General features: G+C 71.1%; 15 protein-coding genes. 3 read left to right on the forward strand and 12 right to left on the reverse strand.

Translation table 11 applies throughout. From position 1 onward, the window contains the following. Positions 1-25: 25 nt before the first annotated feature. Positions 26-1,276, reverse strand: coding sequence for a Na+/H+ antiporter NhaA (gene nhaA, locus MRB47_RS03295; RefSeq protein WP_252101899.1), 1,251 nt, complete (start codon positions 1,274-1,276; stop codon positions 26-28). Between the two features lie 181 nt (positions 1,277-1,457). Between nhaA and MRB47_RS03300 the strand changes: the two genes are divergently transcribed. Then, entirely contained in the window at positions 1,458-2,504 is a 1,047-nt protein-coding gene (locus MRB47_RS03300; RefSeq protein WP_252101900.1) for a formylglycine-generating enzyme family protein, read from the forward strand. Here MRB47_RS03300 and MRB47_RS03305 read toward each other — a convergent pair whose 3' ends face one another. Then, a complete protein-coding gene (locus MRB47_RS03305) occupies positions 2,505-4,721 on the reverse strand; it encodes a protein-disulfide reductase DsbD family protein (protein ID WP_252101901.1) in 2,217 nt (738 codons plus the stop codon). 52 nt (positions 4,722-4,773) lie between these two features. Beyond that, on the reverse strand, positions 4,774-5,526 hold the full coding sequence (locus tag MRB47_RS03310; RefSeq protein WP_252101902.1) for an alanyl-tRNA editing protein: 753 nt from the start codon (positions 5,524-5,526) through the stop codon (positions 4,774-4,776). Between the two features lie 52 nt (positions 5,527-5,578). On the opposite strand from MRB47_RS03310, the gene MRB47_RS03315 reads away from it, so the two are divergent. Next, positions 5,579-6,406, forward strand: coding sequence for a creatininase family protein (locus MRB47_RS03315; protein WP_252101903.1), 828 nt, complete (start codon positions 5,579-5,581; stop codon positions 6,404-6,406). Positions 6,407-6,471: 65 nt separating this feature from the next. Here the strand turns inward: MRB47_RS03315 and MRB47_RS03320 are convergent, their stop codons facing one another. The 9 genes from MRB47_RS03320 to MRB47_RS03360 form a co-directional block, all read right to left on the reverse strand. After that, positions 6,472-7,143 (reverse strand): histidine phosphatase family protein, encoded by a 672-nt coding sequence (locus MRB47_RS03320; RefSeq protein WP_011806938.1) that lies wholly within the window; start codon positions 7,141-7,143, stop codon positions 6,472-6,474. A 60-nt stretch (positions 7,144-7,203) separates the two neighbouring features. Then, positions 7,204-8,325 (reverse strand): SDR family oxidoreductase, encoded by a 1,122-nt coding sequence (locus MRB47_RS03325; RefSeq protein ID WP_252101904.1) that lies wholly within the window; start codon positions 8,323-8,325, stop codon positions 7,204-7,206. Then, positions 8,322-9,581, reverse strand: a complete 1,260-nt coding sequence (locus tag MRB47_RS03330) for an ABC transporter substrate-binding protein (RefSeq protein ID WP_088888256.1) — start codon at positions 9,579-9,581, stop codon at positions 8,322-8,324. The genes MRB47_RS03325 and MRB47_RS03330 overlap by 4 nt, the downstream gene beginning before the upstream one ends. A gap of 33 nt (positions 9,582-9,614) precedes the next feature. Beyond that, positions 9,615-10,703 (reverse strand): cyclase family protein, encoded by a 1,089-nt coding sequence (locus MRB47_RS03335; protein WP_011806935.1) that lies wholly within the window; start codon positions 10,701-10,703, stop codon positions 9,615-9,617. Positions 10,704-10,877: 174 nt separating this feature from the next. Next, the gene (locus MRB47_RS03340) at positions 10,878-11,855 is read right to left on the reverse strand and encodes a threonine dehydratase (protein WP_252101905.1); all 978 of its coding nucleotides are present in this window, start codon (positions 11,853-11,855) and stop codon (positions 10,878-10,880) included. Next, positions 11,852-12,727 (reverse strand): PhzF family phenazine biosynthesis protein, encoded by an 876-nt coding sequence (locus MRB47_RS03345; RefSeq protein WP_015914380.1) that lies wholly within the window; start codon positions 12,725-12,727, stop codon positions 11,852-11,854. Before MRB47_RS03345 ends, MRB47_RS03340 begins: the two co-directional genes overlap by 4 nt. Positions 12,728-12,841: 114 nt before the next feature. After that, on the reverse strand, positions 12,842-14,020 hold the full coding sequence (locus MRB47_RS03350; protein WP_252101906.1) for a PLP-dependent aminotransferase family protein: 1,179 nt from the start codon (positions 14,018-14,020) through the stop codon (positions 12,842-12,844). Positions 14,021-14,185: 165 nt separating this feature from the next. Next, on the reverse strand, positions 14,186-15,130 hold the full coding sequence (locus MRB47_RS03355) for a DMT family transporter (protein WP_103738065.1): 945 nt from the start codon (positions 15,128-15,130) through the stop codon (positions 14,186-14,188). A 68-nt stretch (positions 15,131-15,198) separates the two neighbouring features. Further along, positions 15,199-15,798, reverse strand: coding sequence for a LysE family translocator (locus MRB47_RS03360; RefSeq protein WP_011806930.1), 600 nt, complete (start codon positions 15,796-15,798; stop codon positions 15,199-15,201). Positions 15,799-15,942: 144 nt separating this feature from the next. Between MRB47_RS03360 and MRB47_RS03365 the strand changes: the two genes are divergently transcribed. Then, positions 15,943-17,400 carry a PLP-dependent aminotransferase family protein gene (locus MRB47_RS03365; protein ID WP_252101907.1) on the forward strand — a complete coding sequence of 486 codons (1,458 nt, stop codon included), beginning with the start codon at positions 15,943-15,945 and terminating at the stop codon, positions 17,398-17,400. Position 17,401: the final 1 nt, after the last annotated feature.

Here is a 17,401-nt window from a genome sequence, read left to right on the forward strand (position 1 = left end):
GGCCCACGGGTATCCGCGCCACCCCTCAGGCGGTCGTGGCGCGGCGCTGGAGCCACCACCCCCACGCCAGCCCCAGCAGCGCCGCCAGGCCCGAGGCCAGCAGCACGCCGCGCTTGGCGGCGTCCAGCAGCGCGGCGCTGTCGAACGCCAGGGTGGCGATGAAGATCGCCATGGTGAAGCCGATGCCCGCCAGCAGCCCGGTCAGCAGCAGCCCGCCCCAGCCCATGCCCGCGGGCAGGGCGCACAGGCGCAGGCGCACGGCCAGCCAGCAGGCCAGCAGCACGCCCAGCGGCTTGCCGGCCACCAGCGCCACGGCCACCGCGGCCATGAGCAGGCCGGCGCCCGGCGCCGCCGGTTGCGCGCCGCCTGCACTGCCCAGCGCCACGCCGGCATTGGCCAGCGCAAACAGCGGCATCACGCCAAAGGTCACCCACGGGTGCAGGCTGGCCTGCACGCGCTGCACCGGGGGCGCGGGCTCGCGCCCGGCCAGGGCGTGCACCGGCGTCACCAGGCCCAGCACCACGCCGGCCAGCGTGGGGTGGGCGCCCGTCTGCCAGATGCCCCACCACAGCACCGCGCCGGCCGGCACATAGGCCCAGGCGCGGCGCACACCCAGCTGCTGCAGCAGCAGCACGCCCGCCAGGCCCAGCGCGGCGATGCCGAACATCGGCCACTGCAGCCCGCCCGAGTAGAACAGCGCGATGATGAGCACGGCCACCAGGTCGTCGATGATGGCCAGCGTGAGCAGGAACACCCGCAGCACCGGCGGCAGGCCGCGCCCCAGCAGGGCCAGCACGCCCACCGCGAAGGCGATGTCGGTGGCGGTCGGCACGGCCCAGCCGCTGCGCAACGCGGGCGGCACCAGCGCCAGGTACAGCAGCGCCGGCACGGCCACGCCGCCCAGCGCGGCCAGCACGGGCAGCAGCGCATCGCGCGGGCGGGCCAGGGCGCCTTCGTGCAGTTCGCGCCGGATCTCCAGCCCCACCACGAGGAAGAACACCGTCATCAGCGCATCGTTCACCCAGAAATGCAGCGACTGCGTGAGCTGCCAGCCGCCCACGGCGACCGACAGCGGCACGTGCCACAGCGCGTGGTAGCTGGCGGCCCAGGGTGAGTTGGCCCAGGCCAGCGCGGCGGCGGCCGCGATCAGCAGCACGATGCCGCCCGCGGCATCGGCATGCGACAGGCGCGAGAGCAGAGCGGTGCAGCGGTCGGCCAGGGGAAGCAGGGCGGGCTGGCGCGGCGCAGCGCGCCGCGGGGTAAGGCGGTCGGTCATGGACAGGCGGGGCCGCATGCTGCGGCCCGTGGTGCGCAGGCGGCCCGACCTGCGCTGCAACAATCCTGCCCTGCCGCCCCATGCGGTGGACACCCGCGGGCAGTATAGGAAGCCGCGCCCAGCGTGCCCGCGCAATGCCCCGGCCCTACACTGGCTTTTTTCGCATGCCCAGGAGTTTGCGATGGTCCGAGCCACCTCTGCCGCTTTGCAAGGCGTCTGTTTGGCGCTTGCCCTGGCCGCCAGCGCGGCGCAGGCGCAGCCGGCCGCGCCGGCCCTCTGGGTGAATGCGCTGGGCATGCCCTTCGTGCGCATCGCGCCGGGCAGCTTCCGCATGGGCAGCAGCGAGCCCGTCGACGCGTTGGCCCGTGCCTATCCGACGCTGGAGCGCTGGCGGTTTGAGCAGTTGGCCGACGAGGCGCCCGCCCATACCGTGCGCATCACGCGCGCCTTCTACCTGGGGCAGACGGAAGTGACGGTGGGGCAATTCCGCCGCTTCGTGCAGACCTCCGGCTACGTGCCCGAGTCCGAGGCCGACGGCACGGGCGGCTACGGCTACAACCTGGCCTACGACCCCGCCGCCAGCGCGCGCGGCGACGCATTCGAGGGGCGCGACCCGCGCTATTCCTGGCGCAACCCCGGCTTCGCCCAGGGCGACGACCACCCGGTGGTCAACATCACCTGGCACGACGCGCATGCGCTGGCCGCCTGGCTCAGCGCCACCGAGGGCCACCGCTACCGCCTGCCCACCGAGGCGGAGTGGGAATACGCCTGCCGCGCCGGCACGCGCACGCGCTACCCGCATGGCGACGACCCGGCCGCGCTGGCGCGCCACGCGAACGTGTTCGACGAAGATGCCGCGCCCTACTGGCCGCGCTGGCGGCCCCAGGCCGCGCCGGGGCACGACGGGCATGCGTTCACCGCGCCCGTGGGCCGCTACGCGCCCAACGCCTTCGGCGTGCACGACATGCTAGGCAACGTGTGGGAATGGGTGTCGGACTGGTATGCCGAGGAGGGCTATGCGCACTCCCCGCGGGACGATCCGCGGGGACCGGCCACCGGCCAGGTGCGCGTGCGCCGCGGCGGCTCCTGGCACACCTGGCCGCTGTACGCGCGCTGTGGGTTCCGCAACTGGAACACGCCCCAGACGCGCTACACCCTGGTGGGCGTGCGTCTGGTGCGCGAGATCGACCCGCCGCAATCGCCACGGCCACGCGGCGCGCGGCGGTGATCAGAGCGCGGACACGGCGGCGCGCAGTTCCGACTCGCCCAGGATCTCGGAGAACACCACTGGCGCCTTGCCCGGCGCATGCAGCACATAGACCGGCACGCCGCTGCGGCCGAGCTGCGCCAGCGCGGCGGTGATGGCGGGGTCGCGCCGTGTCCAGTCGGCGCGCAGCAGGGCCACGTTCTTCGTTGCAAAGTCCTGCAGCACCGCAGCGCTGGCCAGCGTGGTGTTCTTGTTGTACTGGCAGGTCACACACCAGGCGGCCGTGTAGTCCACGAACACCGGGCGGCCCTGGGCCACCAGCTCGTCGGCCAGACCAGGGCGCCAGGGCTGCCAGGAGGTCACGCCGGCCACGCCGCTGGTGGCCGAGGCTGCGGCATGGGGTGCGCTTTCCAGTTCAATGATCTTTGGGCCCCAAAGCCATGCCAGCCAAGCGCAAGCAGCTATTGAAAGAGGAGCGAGAACAGCCCGCGTGGCCCCGCGCAGCGTGAGCGCCCACACGGCCATGCTGAGCGCCACCAGCAGCGCCAGCAGCGCCGCCGCGCCGTTGATGCCGCTTTGCTGGCCCAGCACCCACACCAGCCACACCACGGTGGCGAACATCGGGAAGGCTAGCAGGCGACGCAGCGTGTCCATCCACGCGCCCGGCCGCGGCAGGGCGCGCGCAAACGCGGGCAGCCAGCTTGCCAGCAGGTAGGGCAGGGCCAGGCCCAGGCCCAGCGCCGCGAAGATGGACAGTGCCTGCCCCGCGGGCAGCGTGGCCGTGAGGCCCAGCGACGCGCCCATGAACGGCGCCGTGCACGGCGAGGCCACGGCCACGGCGAGCACCCCGGTGAGGAAGGCATCCAGCACCGGGTGGCGCGCCTGCAGGCCCGCCAGCGACGAGGGCAGCATGCGCCCGAACTCGAAGACGCCCGCCAGGTTCAATCCGATCAGCGTGAACAGCGCGGCCAGCGACGCCACCACCGCTGGCGACTGCAGCTGAAAGCCCCAGCCCACGGCCTCACCCGCGGAGCGCAGGCCCAGCATCAGCGCGCCCAGCAGCAGGAACGACAGCACCACGCCCGCGGTGTAGGCCAGCCCGCCGATGCGGTGGGCGCGCTGGTTCTGCGCATGGCGCGCAAAGCCCACCACCTTGATCGCCAGCACCGGGAACACGCAGGGCATGAGGTTCAGGATCAGCCCGCCCAGCAGCGCGCCGGCCAGAGCGGCCAGCCAGGTGCCCAGCGGCGCGGGTGTCGCAGCGGCGGGGGCCGTGGGCGCGGCGGCATTGGCGGCGTTGGCTTTCAGCGCGGCCTCCAGCGCGGGCGACATGCCCTTCAGTGCCGCCACGGCGGGCCAGCCGCCCGGCACGGGCAGCTCGGCACGCCAGCCCTGGCCGCCATGGGCCAGCACCACCGGCATCGGTACGGGCCCGTCGCTGCGCTGGGGCGACAGCGGCAGGCGCGCGGTCCACACCGCGCCGTCCCACTGCTGCGTGGGCGTGGCGGCGGTCTCCACCACGCCCGTGGTCTCGGGGAACACCTCCAGCGTCTGGCCCTGCAGCGCCGGGGGCAGGCCGGCCACGCGCAGCAGCACGGCGTCGCCCTCGACCTGCGCGCTGCTGCCGCCTAGAGCCGGCAGATCGCGCGGGTGGGCCGCGGCGGCGGCATCGAACGCGGCGGCATGCAGCGCCGTCGTGCCGCGCAAGGGCAATTGCAGCGTGAAGCTGCCCTCCTCGGGGATGCACTCCTGGCGGCACACCAGCCACGAGGCCTTGAGCTGGAAGGTCGCTTCCTTGGCCAGCGGGCCGGGGTTGAATGCTGGGGAGACAGTCATGGGCACGGGCAACAGCACCGTGCCCTCGTAGCCGTAGTTGGCCAGGTTGCCCAGCGGAATCTTCTTGGGCACGGGCCAGGCGACCTCGCCCGCGTCGATGCCCGCCGGCAGCTGCCACTCCAGTTGCGTGGGCAGGCCGGAGTCGCCCGGGTTCTTCCAGTAGGTGTGCCACTCGGGCTGGTGCGTGATCGACAGGCCCAGCCACAGCGGCTTGCCCGGGCCCACGCCGTCGGGTGCCTGGGCCACCAGCTCGGCGCGCACATGCGGCGTGACGACGCTGCTGCTGCCCGCGGCGGCGGTTGTCTTGAGCTGAATTTGGCCGATGGCGCCCGTGGATAAAGCGCAAGCAGCTATGAAAAAAAGAGTGTGCAGGGGGCGCTGCAAGGGGCGAAGGCAGGACATGGCGCAGGGTGGGAGCGGCGGGGACGGGGTTTGGTTCCTTGGGGGCTGGCGTTCAGGCGCCCAAGCCCAGCACCACGCGGCGCGACATGGTGCCCTTTTTCTCGATCTTGGTGACCACCACGGCGCCGATCTCGCCGGTGCGCGCCACATGCGTGCCGCCGCAGGGCTGCAGGTCGATCTGCGCGGCGTCGCCGTCGCAGGCGCCGCCCACGCGCACCGTGCGCACCGTGCCGGTGCCGCGCGGGGGCTGCACGCTCATGCTCTTGACGAGCTGCGGGTTGGCGTCCAGCGCCGCGTCGCTGATCGCGCCGATGGTCACCGCATGGTCCTGCGCCACCAGGCGCGCGATGGCGGCGGTGAGCGCGTCCTTGTCCAGCGCGCCGTCCATGTGGAAGTCCAGGCGCGCGTAGTCGGGCGTGATCGAGCAGCCGTTCACCGGCTGCGCGACGATGTGGCACAGCAGGTGCGTGGTGGTGTGAAAGCGCATCAGCCGGTGGCGGCGCTCCCAGTCGATGCGCGCCGTGACCGCATCGCCCACCGCCAGGCCGAGCGCCTGGCCCGGCGCGGGCACATGCACGATGTCCGCGGTGGGCCGCCCCTCGGCGTCCTTGCCCTTGCGCGTGTCGGCGATGGCCAGTGCCGTGCCATCGGGGCGCAGCAACACGCCGGCATCGCCCGCCTGGCCGCCGCCCAGCGGGTAGAACACGGTGCGGTCCAGCACCACGCCACCTTCGGGCGTGAGGGCGGTGACGGTGGCGCTGCATTCGCGCAGGTAGCTGTCGGCGCGGAAAAGGTCGTGGGTCATGGTGGGCAATGGTAGAGCGTTCGCTCGGGCAGGAGCGTGGTTACGCTCTAAGATGGCCCGCATGCGATATCCCTCCCGCTTTTGGGCCGAACTGTCCGCCCGCGACTTTGCCCAGGCGCAGGCCACGGGCCTGGCCGCGCAGGCCGTGGCGGTGCTGCCCGTGGCCGCCGTCGAGCAGCATGGCCCGCACCTGCCGCTGTCGGTCGACGCCACGCTGCTGGCCGGCGTGATCGACGCTGCGCTGCCCTTGCTGCCCGCCGATCTGCCCGTGCTGCTGCTGCCGCCGCAGAACGTGGGCCTGTCCACCGAGCACCTGTCCTACCCCGGCACGCTCACGCTGTCGCCCGCCACGCTGATCGCGCTGTGGACCGAGCTGGGCGCCTGCATCGCGCGCGCGGGGGTGAAGAAGCTCCTGCTGCTCAACGGCCACGGGGGCAACGTGGCGGCCATGGACATCGTGGCGCGCGAGCTGCGCCAGCGCCACGGGCTGCTGGTGTACGGCAGCAGCTGGTTCAACCTGGTGGACGAGGCCACCAACGCACGTTTTACTGCGCAGGAGCACCGCTTCGGCATCCACGGCGGCGAGATCGAGACGTCGATGATGCTGCACATGGCGCCCGCCACCGTGTGCATGGAGCATGCGCAGCACTTCCCCTCGACCTCGCAGGACCGCGCGGCGCGCTTTGGGCTGCTGGGCAACGGCAAGAGCGCCAAGATGGGCTGGGCCATCGAGGACTACAACCCCGCGGGCGCCGTTGGCAATGCCGCGGCCGCCACTGCCGCCCAGGGACAGGCCATGGTGCAGGCTGCCGCAAGGGGGCTAGCCCAACTGCTGGGCGAGCTGCATGCGCTGCCGCCCGAGACGGTGGCAAAAATTTAAGCAAAAATCGGCTCTAGCGCTTTTCCATCAAGCGCTAATAGCTCACTTTTCAATAGCAAACGTTCTCAGGCGTGCGTTGCCCAGCCGCGGTGTTCGGGCGTGTCCAGGTGCGGCAGCGTGTTGAAGGTCTGCAGCATCAGGCGTTTGGGGCTGATGCTGAACTCCGTGACCGCGCTGTTGCGGATGCGCATGTTCAGCGCGATCGTGACCTCGGGCGGGGTGCAGAGCACCTCGCCCACGGCGGCGGCGATGGGCCCGCCGCTGGAGACCAGCAGCACGTTGTGTCCCGTGTGCTGGCGCCGTACATGGTCCAGCGCCGCGCGCACCCCGCCAGAGAAATCGTCCCAGCAGGGCATGCCTGCCGGGCTGATGGTGCCCGCCATCCACTGCGCCATGGCATCGCACAGCAGGCGAAAGTGCTGCTTGTACAACTCGGGCGTGTCGGGACGCGGCAACGGCATGGGGTGCACGCAGTGGATCAGCGCATGGCTGTCGTATTCGTTGAGTCCCGGCATCAGCAGGGGCTCGGGCGTGCCCTCCAGCCCTTGCTGGATGCCTTGCAGCGTCTGCGCATGGCGGCGTAGCGTGCCGCACAGCACCGCATCGAACTGCAGCCCGCGCTCGCGCCAGTACGCGCCCAGGCGCACCGCCTGCTCATGGCCGCGCGGGCTGAGCTGGTCATAGTCGTCCGCGCCAAACGAGGCCTGGCCGTGGCGCACGAGGTAGAGGGTTCCCATGGTCTGGAATTGTGGCGAGGCCGCTGCCGCGCGCTTGTCGCGGCTGCGACCGGCGGCGCGCTAGGCGGCAAGCGCCGCCCGCGCCTGCGCCGCCGTGGGCAGCAGGCGGCGCTGCTGCAACTGGCCGAACCATTTGCGGAACATGTCCTCGGTGTCCATGCACGCATGAAAGCCCGCCTGGCGGATCTTCACCGAGCTCATGATCACCGGCGGCAGCGGGGCGGCCCTGCCGTGGTTCATCTGGAAGTCGGCATACGCTGCGCCCTGGCCGATGAAGGCGGTCAGATCGCGCGGCGCCGCCAGTTGGTACTTGTCCACCAGGCGCTCCCACGCGGGCTGCTGGTCGGCCAGCGCGGTGGCCAGCGACTGGGGCTCGGGCTCGCCCACGGGCATGCCCAGCGCGTCGGCGATGGTGGGCCAGACGTTCTGCCAGACGAACACGTCGCCGTTTTCCAGGTTGAAGGTTTCGTTGCGTGCGTTGGGCGACTCGGCAGCCCAGGCGCAGGCCTGGGCGATCAGGTCGGCGTCGATGGCTTGGTTCACGCGCGCCGGGCCGCCGGGGTAGGCCAGGGGCAGGCCCTGTTCATGGCGCAGCCAGGCATAGACGCCGATGGCCGGGATGGGGTTCATGTTGCTGCCCGCCGCGTCGCCGAACACGATGCGCGGGCGCATGATGGTGAAGTGCCACTGGCCCTTGGCCTGGCGCTCGCGCAGGAAGTCCTCCTGCAGCCAGTAGAAGTTCTCGTGGGGGTCGCGCGGCCAGCGTTCGCGTGCGGGCACGGCGATTTGCGGGTGGATGTGCACGCCGTAGGCCTTGCCGCCCTGCATGATGGTCACATGGCGCAGCGCACCGTCCGGGCGGTCCAGCGGCTCGACCACGTTGCGCAGCATTTGCAGGTTGATGCGCATCTGCTCCTGGTCGCGCCAGCCGCCCACGAGGCCCCCGGGCTGCTCGTACACGGCGGCATAGACCACATGGGTGATGTCGTCCCGCGCGCCCAGCGCAGCCTGGCAGGCCGCTGCGTCCTGCAGGTCCAGCTGCAGCGCGGTGGCGCCCGCGGGCAGGGCGATGGCGCGGCGCGCCACGCCCACGGCGCGCCAGCCGGGCAGGGCGGCGAAGTGGCGCAGGCAGGCCTGGCCCACGACGCCGGTGGCGCCCACGACGAGTACGGTGTTCGTCATTTCTTCACCATGGGGCACTTGGACTGCGACAGTGGCAGGAAGGCCTTGTCGCCGGGCACGGTGGCAACGAGCTTGTAGTAGTCCCACGGGTACTTGGACTCGGCCTGCGACTTGACCTCGAACAGGTACATGTCATGCACCATGCGGCCGTCCTCGCGGATGCGGCCGTTCTTGGCGAAGAAGTCGTTGATGGGCGTGGCCTTCATCTTGGCCATGACCTGGGCCGTGTCGTCGGTCTTGGCGGCCTGCACGGCCTTCAGGTAATGCATGGTCGAGGAATAGGCGCCCGCCTGGCTCATGTTGGGCATCTTCTTCATCTTCTCGAAGTAGCGCTTGGACCAGGCGCGCGTCTCGTCGTTCATGTCCCAGTAGAAGCCCTCGGTCAGCATCAGGCCGCCGGCGGTGCGCAGGCCGATGGCGTGGATGTCGTTGATGTACATGAGCAGGCCGGCCAGGGTCTGTTTGTTCTTGCCCGTGGTCAGGCCGAACTCGCGCGCGGCCTTGATGGTGTTCACCGTATCGCCCCCCGCGTTGGCCAGGCCGACGACCTGGGCCTTGCTGTTCTGCGCGCTGATCAGGAACGAGGCGAAGTCGGTCGCCGCGATCGGGTGGCGGGCCGCGCCCAGCACCTTGCCGCCCTGGGCCGTGACCACGGCGCTGGCCTGCTCCTGCAGGCTGTGGCCGAAGGCGTAGTCGGCGGTGATGAAGAACCAGTCCTTTCCGCCGCGTGCGGTGATGGCGCTGGCCGTTACGTTGGCCAGGGCGTAGGTGTCGTACACGTAGTGCACGGTGCTGGGCATGCACAGGTCGCCCGTGAGGCGGTCCAGGCCGGGGCCGTTGAAGATGACGACCTTCTGCTTTTGCTTGGCCACCTCCAGCACCGCCAGTGCGGGCGCGGAGACGGCCACGTCCATGATGGCGTCCACCTTGCCGGTATCGAACCACTCGCGCGCCTTGCTGGAGGCGATGTCGGCCTTGTTCTGGTGATCGGCCACCACCAGTTCGATCTTCTTGCCCGCTACCTTGCCGCCGAAGTCGTCGATGGCCATCTGGATGGCGGCGGCGCTGCCTGGGCCGGTGATGTCGGCGAACGGGCCGTTCAGGTCGGTGAGGATGCCCAGGCGCACCACGTCGTCAGAAATTGCCGTGTCCTGGGCGGTGACGGTGGCCGTGGCGGCCAGCAGGGCAAGGCCCGTGCACAGCGCGCGGCAGGCGCGGGTCAGGGGACGCGGAGTGAGGTGGACGGGGCGGTTCATGGTTGTCTCCTTCGTTGGTGTGTGTTTGGGGAATCACAGGGTGGCAATGGGGGTCACGGGCGAGCCCACGGCGCCCGGCAGGCGCAGCGGTGGCGCGGTGAGCAGGAAACGGGTGCGCCCGAGGGCGTGCAGGTGGTCGGCCAGTTCTTTCAGGTACCACAGCTCGCCCAGCGGCAGGCCCAGCTTGAACAGACAGTGCTCGTGCAGCGGCAGCACGGGGTAGGGCGCACCGTCCTCGGGAACGCGGCGTGGCGGGTGGCGCTCCACGGCGTAGTTGTCGGCGATCAGCGCGGCGATGCCGCTGTCGGTGATCCACTGCAGCAGCTTTTCGTCGCCGCCGTCCAGCGCGGCGCAGCTGTGGTGCAGGCGGTGCGCGTCGGGCTGGCGCTGCATGGACAGCACCAGCTCGGCAAAGCCGGTGCGCAGCAGCAGCATGTCGCCGGGCTCCACGCTGGCGCCGCTGCGCTCCATGGCACGCATGAGTTCGTCGTAGCCGATGTCCCGAAAGTCGGTGCCGTAGGCGCGCTCCAGGTCCACCAGCACGCCGCGCCCCTGCATGCCCTTCACGGCCAGGTGCTCCACGCCCAGCGCGCGGGCCACGCTCTCGTCCGGCGCGCGGCCGGCGCAGCACACGGGCTGGTAACGCGCCGCCGCGCCGTCGCCGTCGCGCGCGGGGATGCCATGGTCCTGCGGACCCAGGATGTGCTCGTGGCCGCGGTAGCCGTTGTAGTACACCGTGCGCGGCTGGCCATCGCCGTCGGGGTCGAACAGCGCGCCCACATGCGCCAGCGAGTCCCATTGCGTGGAGTACTGCAACGACAGCAGCACCTGGTCGTCGCTGACCACGTCGGTGGCGCCGGGGTACACATGGCCCAGCGGAAAGTTGACGTACGGAATGCCTTCGCGCCGCGTGGGGCGCAGTTGGGGCGGCAGGCGGCGCGCGTTCAGCACGTTGCCGCCAGGGTAGTCCAGCGGCAGCGACAGGCACAGGCTGATGCCCTCGCGCACTTCCTGCACGCCCTTGCGCACCTGCTCCGGGCCGATCAGGTTGGTGCGGCCCAACTGGTCGTCGGGCCCGAAGTCACCCCAGTTGGAGCCGGCGGGGCGTTGTCTCCATCGCATATTGGTGTCTCCAGCGCCGCGGATGGGTGCGGCTTGGAAGCAATGGTGTTGGCGCAGGCAGGGCTGCGTCAAACACCGCGATGAAAGTTTTGTTGGTTGAAATCACCCGCCGGGAAAACCCTGGCGTTCTCCGGCCGGCCTCGTGCGGCGTGTTTTGCAGGACGAAACCCGCAGTCACTGCCCCATCAGTACCCGGGCGAACAACGCCGCATCCACATTCCCGCCCGTGAGCGGCAGGCCCACGCACTGGCCGCGCAGGGCTTCCCGCTCCTGCAGCGCGGCAGCCAGTGCCGCCGCGCCCGCGCCCTCGGCCACGTTGTGGGTGTCCGTGAACAGCGCGCGCATGGCGGCAGCCACTGCGTCATCGTTGACCTGCACCACCCCGTCCAGTTCAGGCAGCAGCACGGCCAATGCGTCCGGGTCGGCCATGCGCACCGCCAGGCCGTCGGCGATCTGCGTGCTGACGGGCGACGCCACCACATGGCCCGCGGCGAACGAGTCGGCATAGGTGGTGGCGTGGCAGCTCACCACGCCCACCAGGCGCACCCCATGTCCCAATGCCCGCTTGGCCGCCACGGCAGCGCAGGCGCCGGAACCCAGGCCGATGGGCACATAGGCCACATCCATGTGCGGCACGGCGCGCAGGAATTCCCACCAGTAGGTGGCCACGCCGCGCACCAGGTCGGGGTGGTAGCTGGGCACCATGTGGGCGCCGCGTTCGGCGGCCAGCCGCAGGGCGTGCTCGCGGGCGGCCTGAAAGTCGTCGCCGTGTTCCACCAGGTTCACGCCCAGTGCGCGCATGGCCGCGTTCTTCTCCACCGAATTGCCGTGCGGCACGACGATGGTGCAGGCCACGCCATGGCGTCGCGCGGCCCAGCCGATGCTCTGGCCGTGGTTGCCGCGCGTGGCGCTGATGACCTCGTGCGGCAGCTCACCCCGCTGCGCCAGCTGGTCGAAGTACGTCAGGCCGCCGCGGATCTTGAACGCGCCCACCGGGTTGTGGTTCTCGTGCTTGAGCCAGCACTCCGTGCCGAGGCGCTCGCCCAGCAGGCCCCAGCGGTACTGCGGCGTGGGCTGGAACTCCTGGTAGACGGTGCGTGCCGCGGCTTCGATGTCGGCCAGCGTGGGCAGCGGTGCTGCGGCGCGCGTCACAGCCGCACCTCGCCGCGCACGCAGGTGACGGAGTGGCCGCCCACCCAGATCTGCGGGCCGTCCTGCTGCACATGCACGCGCCCGGCGCGGCCCAGCGCCGTGCCCTGGCTGGCCACATAGCGGCTGGGCGCCAGGCCCGCGCCGATGAGCCATTGCGCCAGCGCCGCGTTCAGGCTGCCGGTGACGGGGTCTTCCGCCAGACCGTTGTTGCCCGGGAAGAAGGCGCGCACCTCGAACGCAATGCCCTCGGCATCGCTGGCACCCACCACGCCGACCTTGCCGCGCGGCCCCACCACGCCCACGTCCAACCCGGCCAGTACCGCGCCGTCGGGCCGCAGTCCGAGTACCTGCTCGGCCGAGCGCAGCATCACGCCGCGCCAGTTGGGGCCGTTGTCGCACCAGGCATGCGCCACGATGTCGTCCCGCGCCACGCCCAGGCCGCGTGCGATGAGCTGCACGTCGTCCTCGGCCAGTGGGCCGCTCTTGACGAGCGGGGGCGCGGCAAAGGCAAGCTGCTCGCCGTCGCGCCGCAGTGTGACCAGCCCCACGCCGCATTCCTGCACGATGCGCCCCGTGGCGCGCGGCTGGCCGCCGGCCTGCAGCCAGGCGTGGCAGGTGCCCAGCGTGGGGTGGCCGGCAAAGGGCAGCTCGCGCCCAGGGCAGAAGATGCGCACGCGGTAGTCCGCGCCGGCCGCATGCCCTTCAGGCGTGGGCGGCAGCACGAAGGTGGCCTCGGACAGGTTGGTCCAGTTGGTGAACCGCTGCATCTCCTCGGTGGACAGGCCCTCGCCGTCCAGCACCACGGCCAGCGGGTTGCCGAGGTAGGGCGTGGCGGTGAAGACATCGACTTGCTGGAACGGGCGCAGGCGCATGGAACGGCTCCGGTGGTGGTGATAGAGGATGGGGCGGGCATGCGGCGGCGGCACCTGCGCGTGCGCAGGGCTGCAGCCACCTTCCCGCGCGGGAAGGTCAGAGGGTGCAGGGCGTCAGGCCGCTTCGCGGATGGCGGCGGCCAGCGCGGCAATCGCGGTGCGGATCTGGCCCTGCGACGCCGTGACGAAGGACAGGCGAAGCGCGCGGTCGTCCGGCTGGTCGGCGTAGAAGGCCGCGCCGGGCACGAAGGCCACGTTGCGCTCCACCGCGCGCGGCAGCAGTTGCAGCGCGCTCATGCCTTCGGGCAGGCGCAGCCACAGGAACATGCCGCCGTCGGGGCGGTTCCAGGTCACGCCCAGGCCCTGCATCTCCTGCTCCAGCGCGGCCACCATGGCCTGACACTGCTCCTTGTAGAGCTGGCGGATGGTGGGCACGTGGCGGTCCAGGAAGCCGTTCTTGATGACCTCGGACACCAGGCGCTGGTTGAAGCTGGGCGTGTGCAGGTCGGCCGCCTGCTTGGCCTGCAGCAGCTTGGGGTACATCTGGCGCGGCGCGACGACGTAGCCCAGGCGCAGGCCGGGGGCCAGCACCTTGGAGAACGAACCCATGTAGATGCAGCCCTCGGGGTTGCGCGCCGTCAGGGGTTGGGGGGGCGCCTGGTCGAACCACAGGTCGCCATAGGGGTTGTCTTCCACCAGCGGCAGGTTCAGCGCGGCGGCCTGGGCCACCAGGGCCTCGCGGCGGGCTTCGCTCATGGTGCGGCCCGTGGGGTTCTGGAAGTTGGGCAGCACGTACAGGAAGCGCGCCTTGTCCGCGCCGCTGCCCGCCTTGGCCGCCAGGTCGTCGATCAGCACGCCCTCGCTGTCGCTGGCCACCGACACCACCTGGGGTTCCATGGGCGCGAAGGCCTGCAGCGCGCCCAGGTAGGTGGGCGTTTCCACCAGCACGCGGCTGCCCGCGTCGATGAGCACCTTGCCGATCAGGTCCAGCGCCTGCTGCGATCCGGTGGTGATCAGCACTTGGTCGGGGTGCACGTCCCAGGGCAGGAATGCGGCAATGGCCTCGCGCAGCGGGGTATAGCCCTCACTGGCCGCGTACTGCAGCGCCGATGCGCCGTCGGTGGCCAGCACGGACGCGGCCGCGGCGGCGAAGGACTCGATCGGGAAGGTCTTGGGCGAGGGCAGCCCGCCGGCCAGGCTGATGATGCCGGGCTTCTCGGTCACCTTCAGGATTTCCCGGATCACCGAGGGGTTCATCTTTTCGGCGCGTGCGGCCAGGGTCCAGTTCGTCATTCGTTTATCTCCAATGGCGCGCTGCTGCGCGCCGTCTATCCACTCAGAAATGCCGTTGTGCGGCGGTGTGCGGCCCTGCGGGTGGGGCAGCGCGCGCAGCATACGGCAACGGCGCACCGCCCGAGGGGCGCGGCGCCGGGTCCAGGGTTTTCACGGGGCGGCGGTTCACCGGCGCACCGGCATGCGCCGCCCCAGGGCCACGGTGGCCAGCACCGCCAGGCCAAACGCCACGCTCACCGCGTCCAGCGACTCGCCCAGCAGCGGCACGGCAAACAGCATGCTCATGAACGGCTGGGCCAGTTGCACCTGGCTCACCCGCACCGTGCCGCCCAGGGCCAGGCCGCGGTACCAGGCGAAGAAGCCCAGCCACATCGAAAACACCGCCACGTAGGCAAAGCCAGCCCAGGCCGCGGCAGGCACCGCCGCCTGCGGCCATGCCAGCCAGGCCAGCGGCAGCGATACGGGCAGCGACAGCACCAGGGCCCAGCAGATCACCGCATCGGCGCGCATGTGCTGCGCCAGCCGCCCGCCCCAGGCGTAGCCCACGGCGGCGCAGGCCACGGCGGCCATCAGCAGCAGATCGGCTGGATGCAGCGACAGGCCCTGCCGGCCCGAGCGCAGCACCGCGAACACCACCACCAGCGCCGAGCCCAGCAGCGCGCAGGCCCAGAACGCGGCAGACGGTCGCTGGCGGTGCAGCAGCGCGCCCACGGTGGCGGTCGCCAGCGGCAGCAGGCCGATGATCACGGCCGCGTGCACGGCGCCCACGTAGCGCATGGCGATGGAGGTGAGCAGCGGAAAGCCGAACACCACGCCCAGCGCCGTCACGGCCAGCGGCCACCAGTCGCCGCGCTGCGGCAATGGGGCGCGCTGCCACAGCAGCAGCGCGGCCGACAGCAGCCCGGCCACCGCCGCGCGGCCCATGGCCAGGAACAGGCCGGACATCAGCGGTGCCTCGGGCGTGCCGACGGCCAGGCGCGTCATGGGCAGGGTGAGCGCGAAGATCGCCACGCCCAGCAAGCCCAGCAGCAGGCCGCGTGATTCCGAATCACCCCCTGAGTCGCTTCGCGCCTTCCCCCTCCAGGGGGACGCCGCCGGTGGCCTGGCCAAGCCAGCTCCACGGCGTCCGCTGGCTTGGCCTGCTCCGCGGCCTTTCGACCAATGAGGATGCGCCGGTCTCATGCGGCCACCATCCACAGCGCCGTGGCCAGCAGCACCACCGCCATGGCGCGGTTGAACCACAGCAGGCGCTGCCCGTGGGCCAGCCAGTGGCGCAGCAGCGCACCCGTGGCGGCGTAGGTGAAGTTGCTGGTCAGTGCGAAGAAGGCCATTGCCGGCAGCACCACGGCCATGCGCTGCAGGCTGTCGTCGCGCCCGATCACCCAGCCGGCCACGATGGTCAGCGCCAGCAGCCAGGCCTTGATGTTCACGAACTGCAGCGCCACGCCCTGCCAGAAGCCCACCGACAGGCGTGCCGCATCGGCCTCGGACAGGCGGCCCGTGTTCGACAGCTTGAACGCGAGCCACAGCAGGTAGCCGATGCCCAGGGCCTTGATGGCCCAGCGCAGCGCCGGCACCGCCACCACCACCGCACCCAGCCCGGCGGCGCACAGCACCAGCAGCAGGCTCCAGCCCACGGGCACCGCCACCACGAAGCGCATGGCGGCGGGCAGGCCGCGGTTGGCGGCCAGCGCGGTGGAGAGGGTGGTGTTGGGCCCGGGCGTAAAGCTCATGGCAGTGGCCAGCACCAGCAGGGCGGTGAATTCAACCAGGGGCATGGGTGGGGTCCATCGTTGGGAATGAAGTTATGCGATGCACTGTAGGGGCAAAGTCCATTACAGTACCAATACAGTCAAACCCCACAATTTCATGCACTGTATCGGCAATTGCATTGGCACAGTGCCGGCTCAGGAAACGCCTCCATGCTGACCCGCACCCCCGACCGCACCCTGACCGAACAGCTCGCCGAGCGCTTTGCCGAGCGCATCCGCGCGCGGCTGCTGCCCGCGGGTGCCCGCCTGCCGTCGGTGCGCGAATGCGCGCGCCAGCAGGGCGTGAGCCCCTACACCGTGGTGGCAGCCTACGACAAGCTACTGGCCCAGGGGCTGGTGGAGGCCCGGCGCCAGCGTGGCTTCTTCGTGCGCGATTTTGTGCAAAAACAGGCTCCGACGCCCGAGGGGCAAGCGCTGGAAGCTCCTACAAAAGGAGCAAAAAATGTGTCGCCGCTGACCGGTGTCGGCATGCGCCTGTCGGGCTCGCACATCAACGCCACGGCGCTGATCCGCGGCATGTTCCACCAGGCGTCGAGCAAGCCCCAGCCCGGTGCGGGCGTGCTGCCCATCGGCTGGCTGGACGAGGCGCGCTTCATGGGCGCCGCGGTGCGCAAGATCACCGGCAGCAGCGCGCTGCGCGACGGCTCCCTGAGCTACGGCGAGCCCATGGGCGAGCCCGCGCTGCGCGAGGCGCTGGCGCGGCGCATGGCCGACATCAACATCCACGCCCAGCCCGATCAGATCATGACCACCGTGGGCGCCACGCAGGCGCTGGACATCGTGAGCCGCACGCTGCTCAAGGCGGGCGACCCGGTGATGGTGGAGGAGCCCGGCTGGTCGGTGGAGTTCGCGCGCCTGGACGCGCTGGGCATGCGCGTGCTGCCCGTGCCGCGCGGCCCCGAGGGGCCGGACCTCGCCGTCATGGCGCGCTACTGCGAGCTGCATGCGCCCAAGCTGTTCGTGAGCGTGAGCGTGCTGCACAACCCCACGGGCTACAGCCTGTCGCCGGGCAGCGCGCACCAGGTGCTGCAGCTGGCGCAGCAGCACAACTTCCACGTGGTCGAGGACGACACCTATGGCCACATCGCCGCCGACCACGCCACGCGCCTCACGGCGCTGGACGGGCTGCGCCGCACCATCTACGTGAGCGGCTTCGCCAAGATCCTGGCGCCCAACTGGCGCGTGGGCTACCTGGCCGCGCCGCCCGACCTGGTGGAGCGGCTGCTGGACACCAAGCTGCTGTCCACGCTGACCACGCCCTCGCTGCTGGAAAAGGCCCTCGCGCTGTGCATCGAGCAGGGCCAGCTGCGCCGCCATGCCGACCGCATGCGGCTGCGCCTGGCGCAGGCCCGCGCGCGCAGCGTGCAACTGGCGCTGGAGGCGGGCTGCAGCTTTGCCGCCGAGCCCGCGGGCATGTTTGGCTGGGTGGAAACCGGCGTGGACACCGACATGCTGGCCCAGCGCATGCTGGACGAGGGCTACCTCATCGCGCCGGGCGCGCTGTTCCACGCCACGCGCCGCCCCTGCACGCTGATGCGCATCAACTTCTGCACCACGCAGGACCCGGCGTTCTGGCGTACGTGGAAGAGAGTGGTCCAATCGGGCTGAA

The sequence above is a fragment of the Diaphorobacter sp. LI3 genome (genome assembly GCF_022807955.1).
Taxonomy (GTDB): Bacteria; Pseudomonadota; Gammaproteobacteria; order Burkholderiales; family Burkholderiaceae_C; genus Diaphorobacter; species Diaphorobacter nitroreducens.

Excerpts from the sequence above, each read along its gene's own strand:
- MRB47_RS03310 (WP_252101902.1), bottom strand. The coding sequence starts at position 5,526 with ATGACCCACGACCTTTTCCGCGCCGACAGCTACCTGCGCGAATGCAGC.
- MRB47_RS03320 (WP_011806938.1), bottom strand. The coding sequence starts at position 7,143 with ATGGGAACCCTCTACCTCGTGCGCCACGGCCAGGCCTCGTTTGGCGCG.
- MRB47_RS03350 (WP_252101906.1), bottom strand. The coding sequence starts at position 14,020 with ATGACGAACTGGACCCTGGCCGCACGCGCCGAAAAGATGAACCCCTCG.
- MRB47_RS03335 (WP_011806935.1), bottom strand. The coding sequence starts at position 10,703 with ATGCGATGGAGACAACGCCCCGCCGGCTCCAACTGGGGTGACTTCGGG.
- MRB47_RS03325 (WP_252101904.1), bottom strand. The coding sequence starts at position 8,325 with ATGACGAACACCGTACTCGTCGTGGGCGCCACCGGCGTCGTGGGCCAG.
- MRB47_RS03345 (WP_015914380.1), bottom strand. The coding sequence starts at position 12,727 with ATGCGCCTGCGCCCGTTCCAGCAAGTCGATGTCTTCACCGCCACGCCC.
- MRB47_RS03305 (WP_252101901.1), bottom strand. The coding sequence starts at position 4,721 with ATGTCCTGCCTTCGCCCCTTGCAGCGCCCCCTGCACACTCTTTTTTTC.
- MRB47_RS03315 (WP_252101903.1), top strand. The coding sequence starts at position 5,579 with ATGGCCCGCATGCGATATCCCTCCCGCTTTTGGGCCGAACTGTCCGCC.
- MRB47_RS03300 (WP_252101900.1), top strand. The coding sequence starts at position 1,458 with ATGGTCCGAGCCACCTCTGCCGCTTTGCAAGGCGTCTGTTTGGCGCTT.
- nhaA (WP_252101899.1), bottom strand. The coding sequence starts at position 1,276 with ATGACCGACCGCCTTACCCCGCGGCGCGCTGCGCCGCGCCAGCCCGCC.
- MRB47_RS03330 (WP_088888256.1), bottom strand. The coding sequence starts at position 9,581 with ATGAACCGCCCCGTCCACCTCACTCCGCGTCCCCTGACCCGCGCCTGC.
- MRB47_RS03360 (WP_011806930.1), bottom strand. The coding sequence starts at position 15,798 with ATGCCCCTGGTTGAATTCACCGCCCTGCTGGTGCTGGCCACTGCCATG.
- MRB47_RS03365 (WP_252101907.1), top strand. The coding sequence starts at position 15,943 with ATGCTGACCCGCACCCCCGACCGCACCCTGACCGAACAGCTCGCCGAG.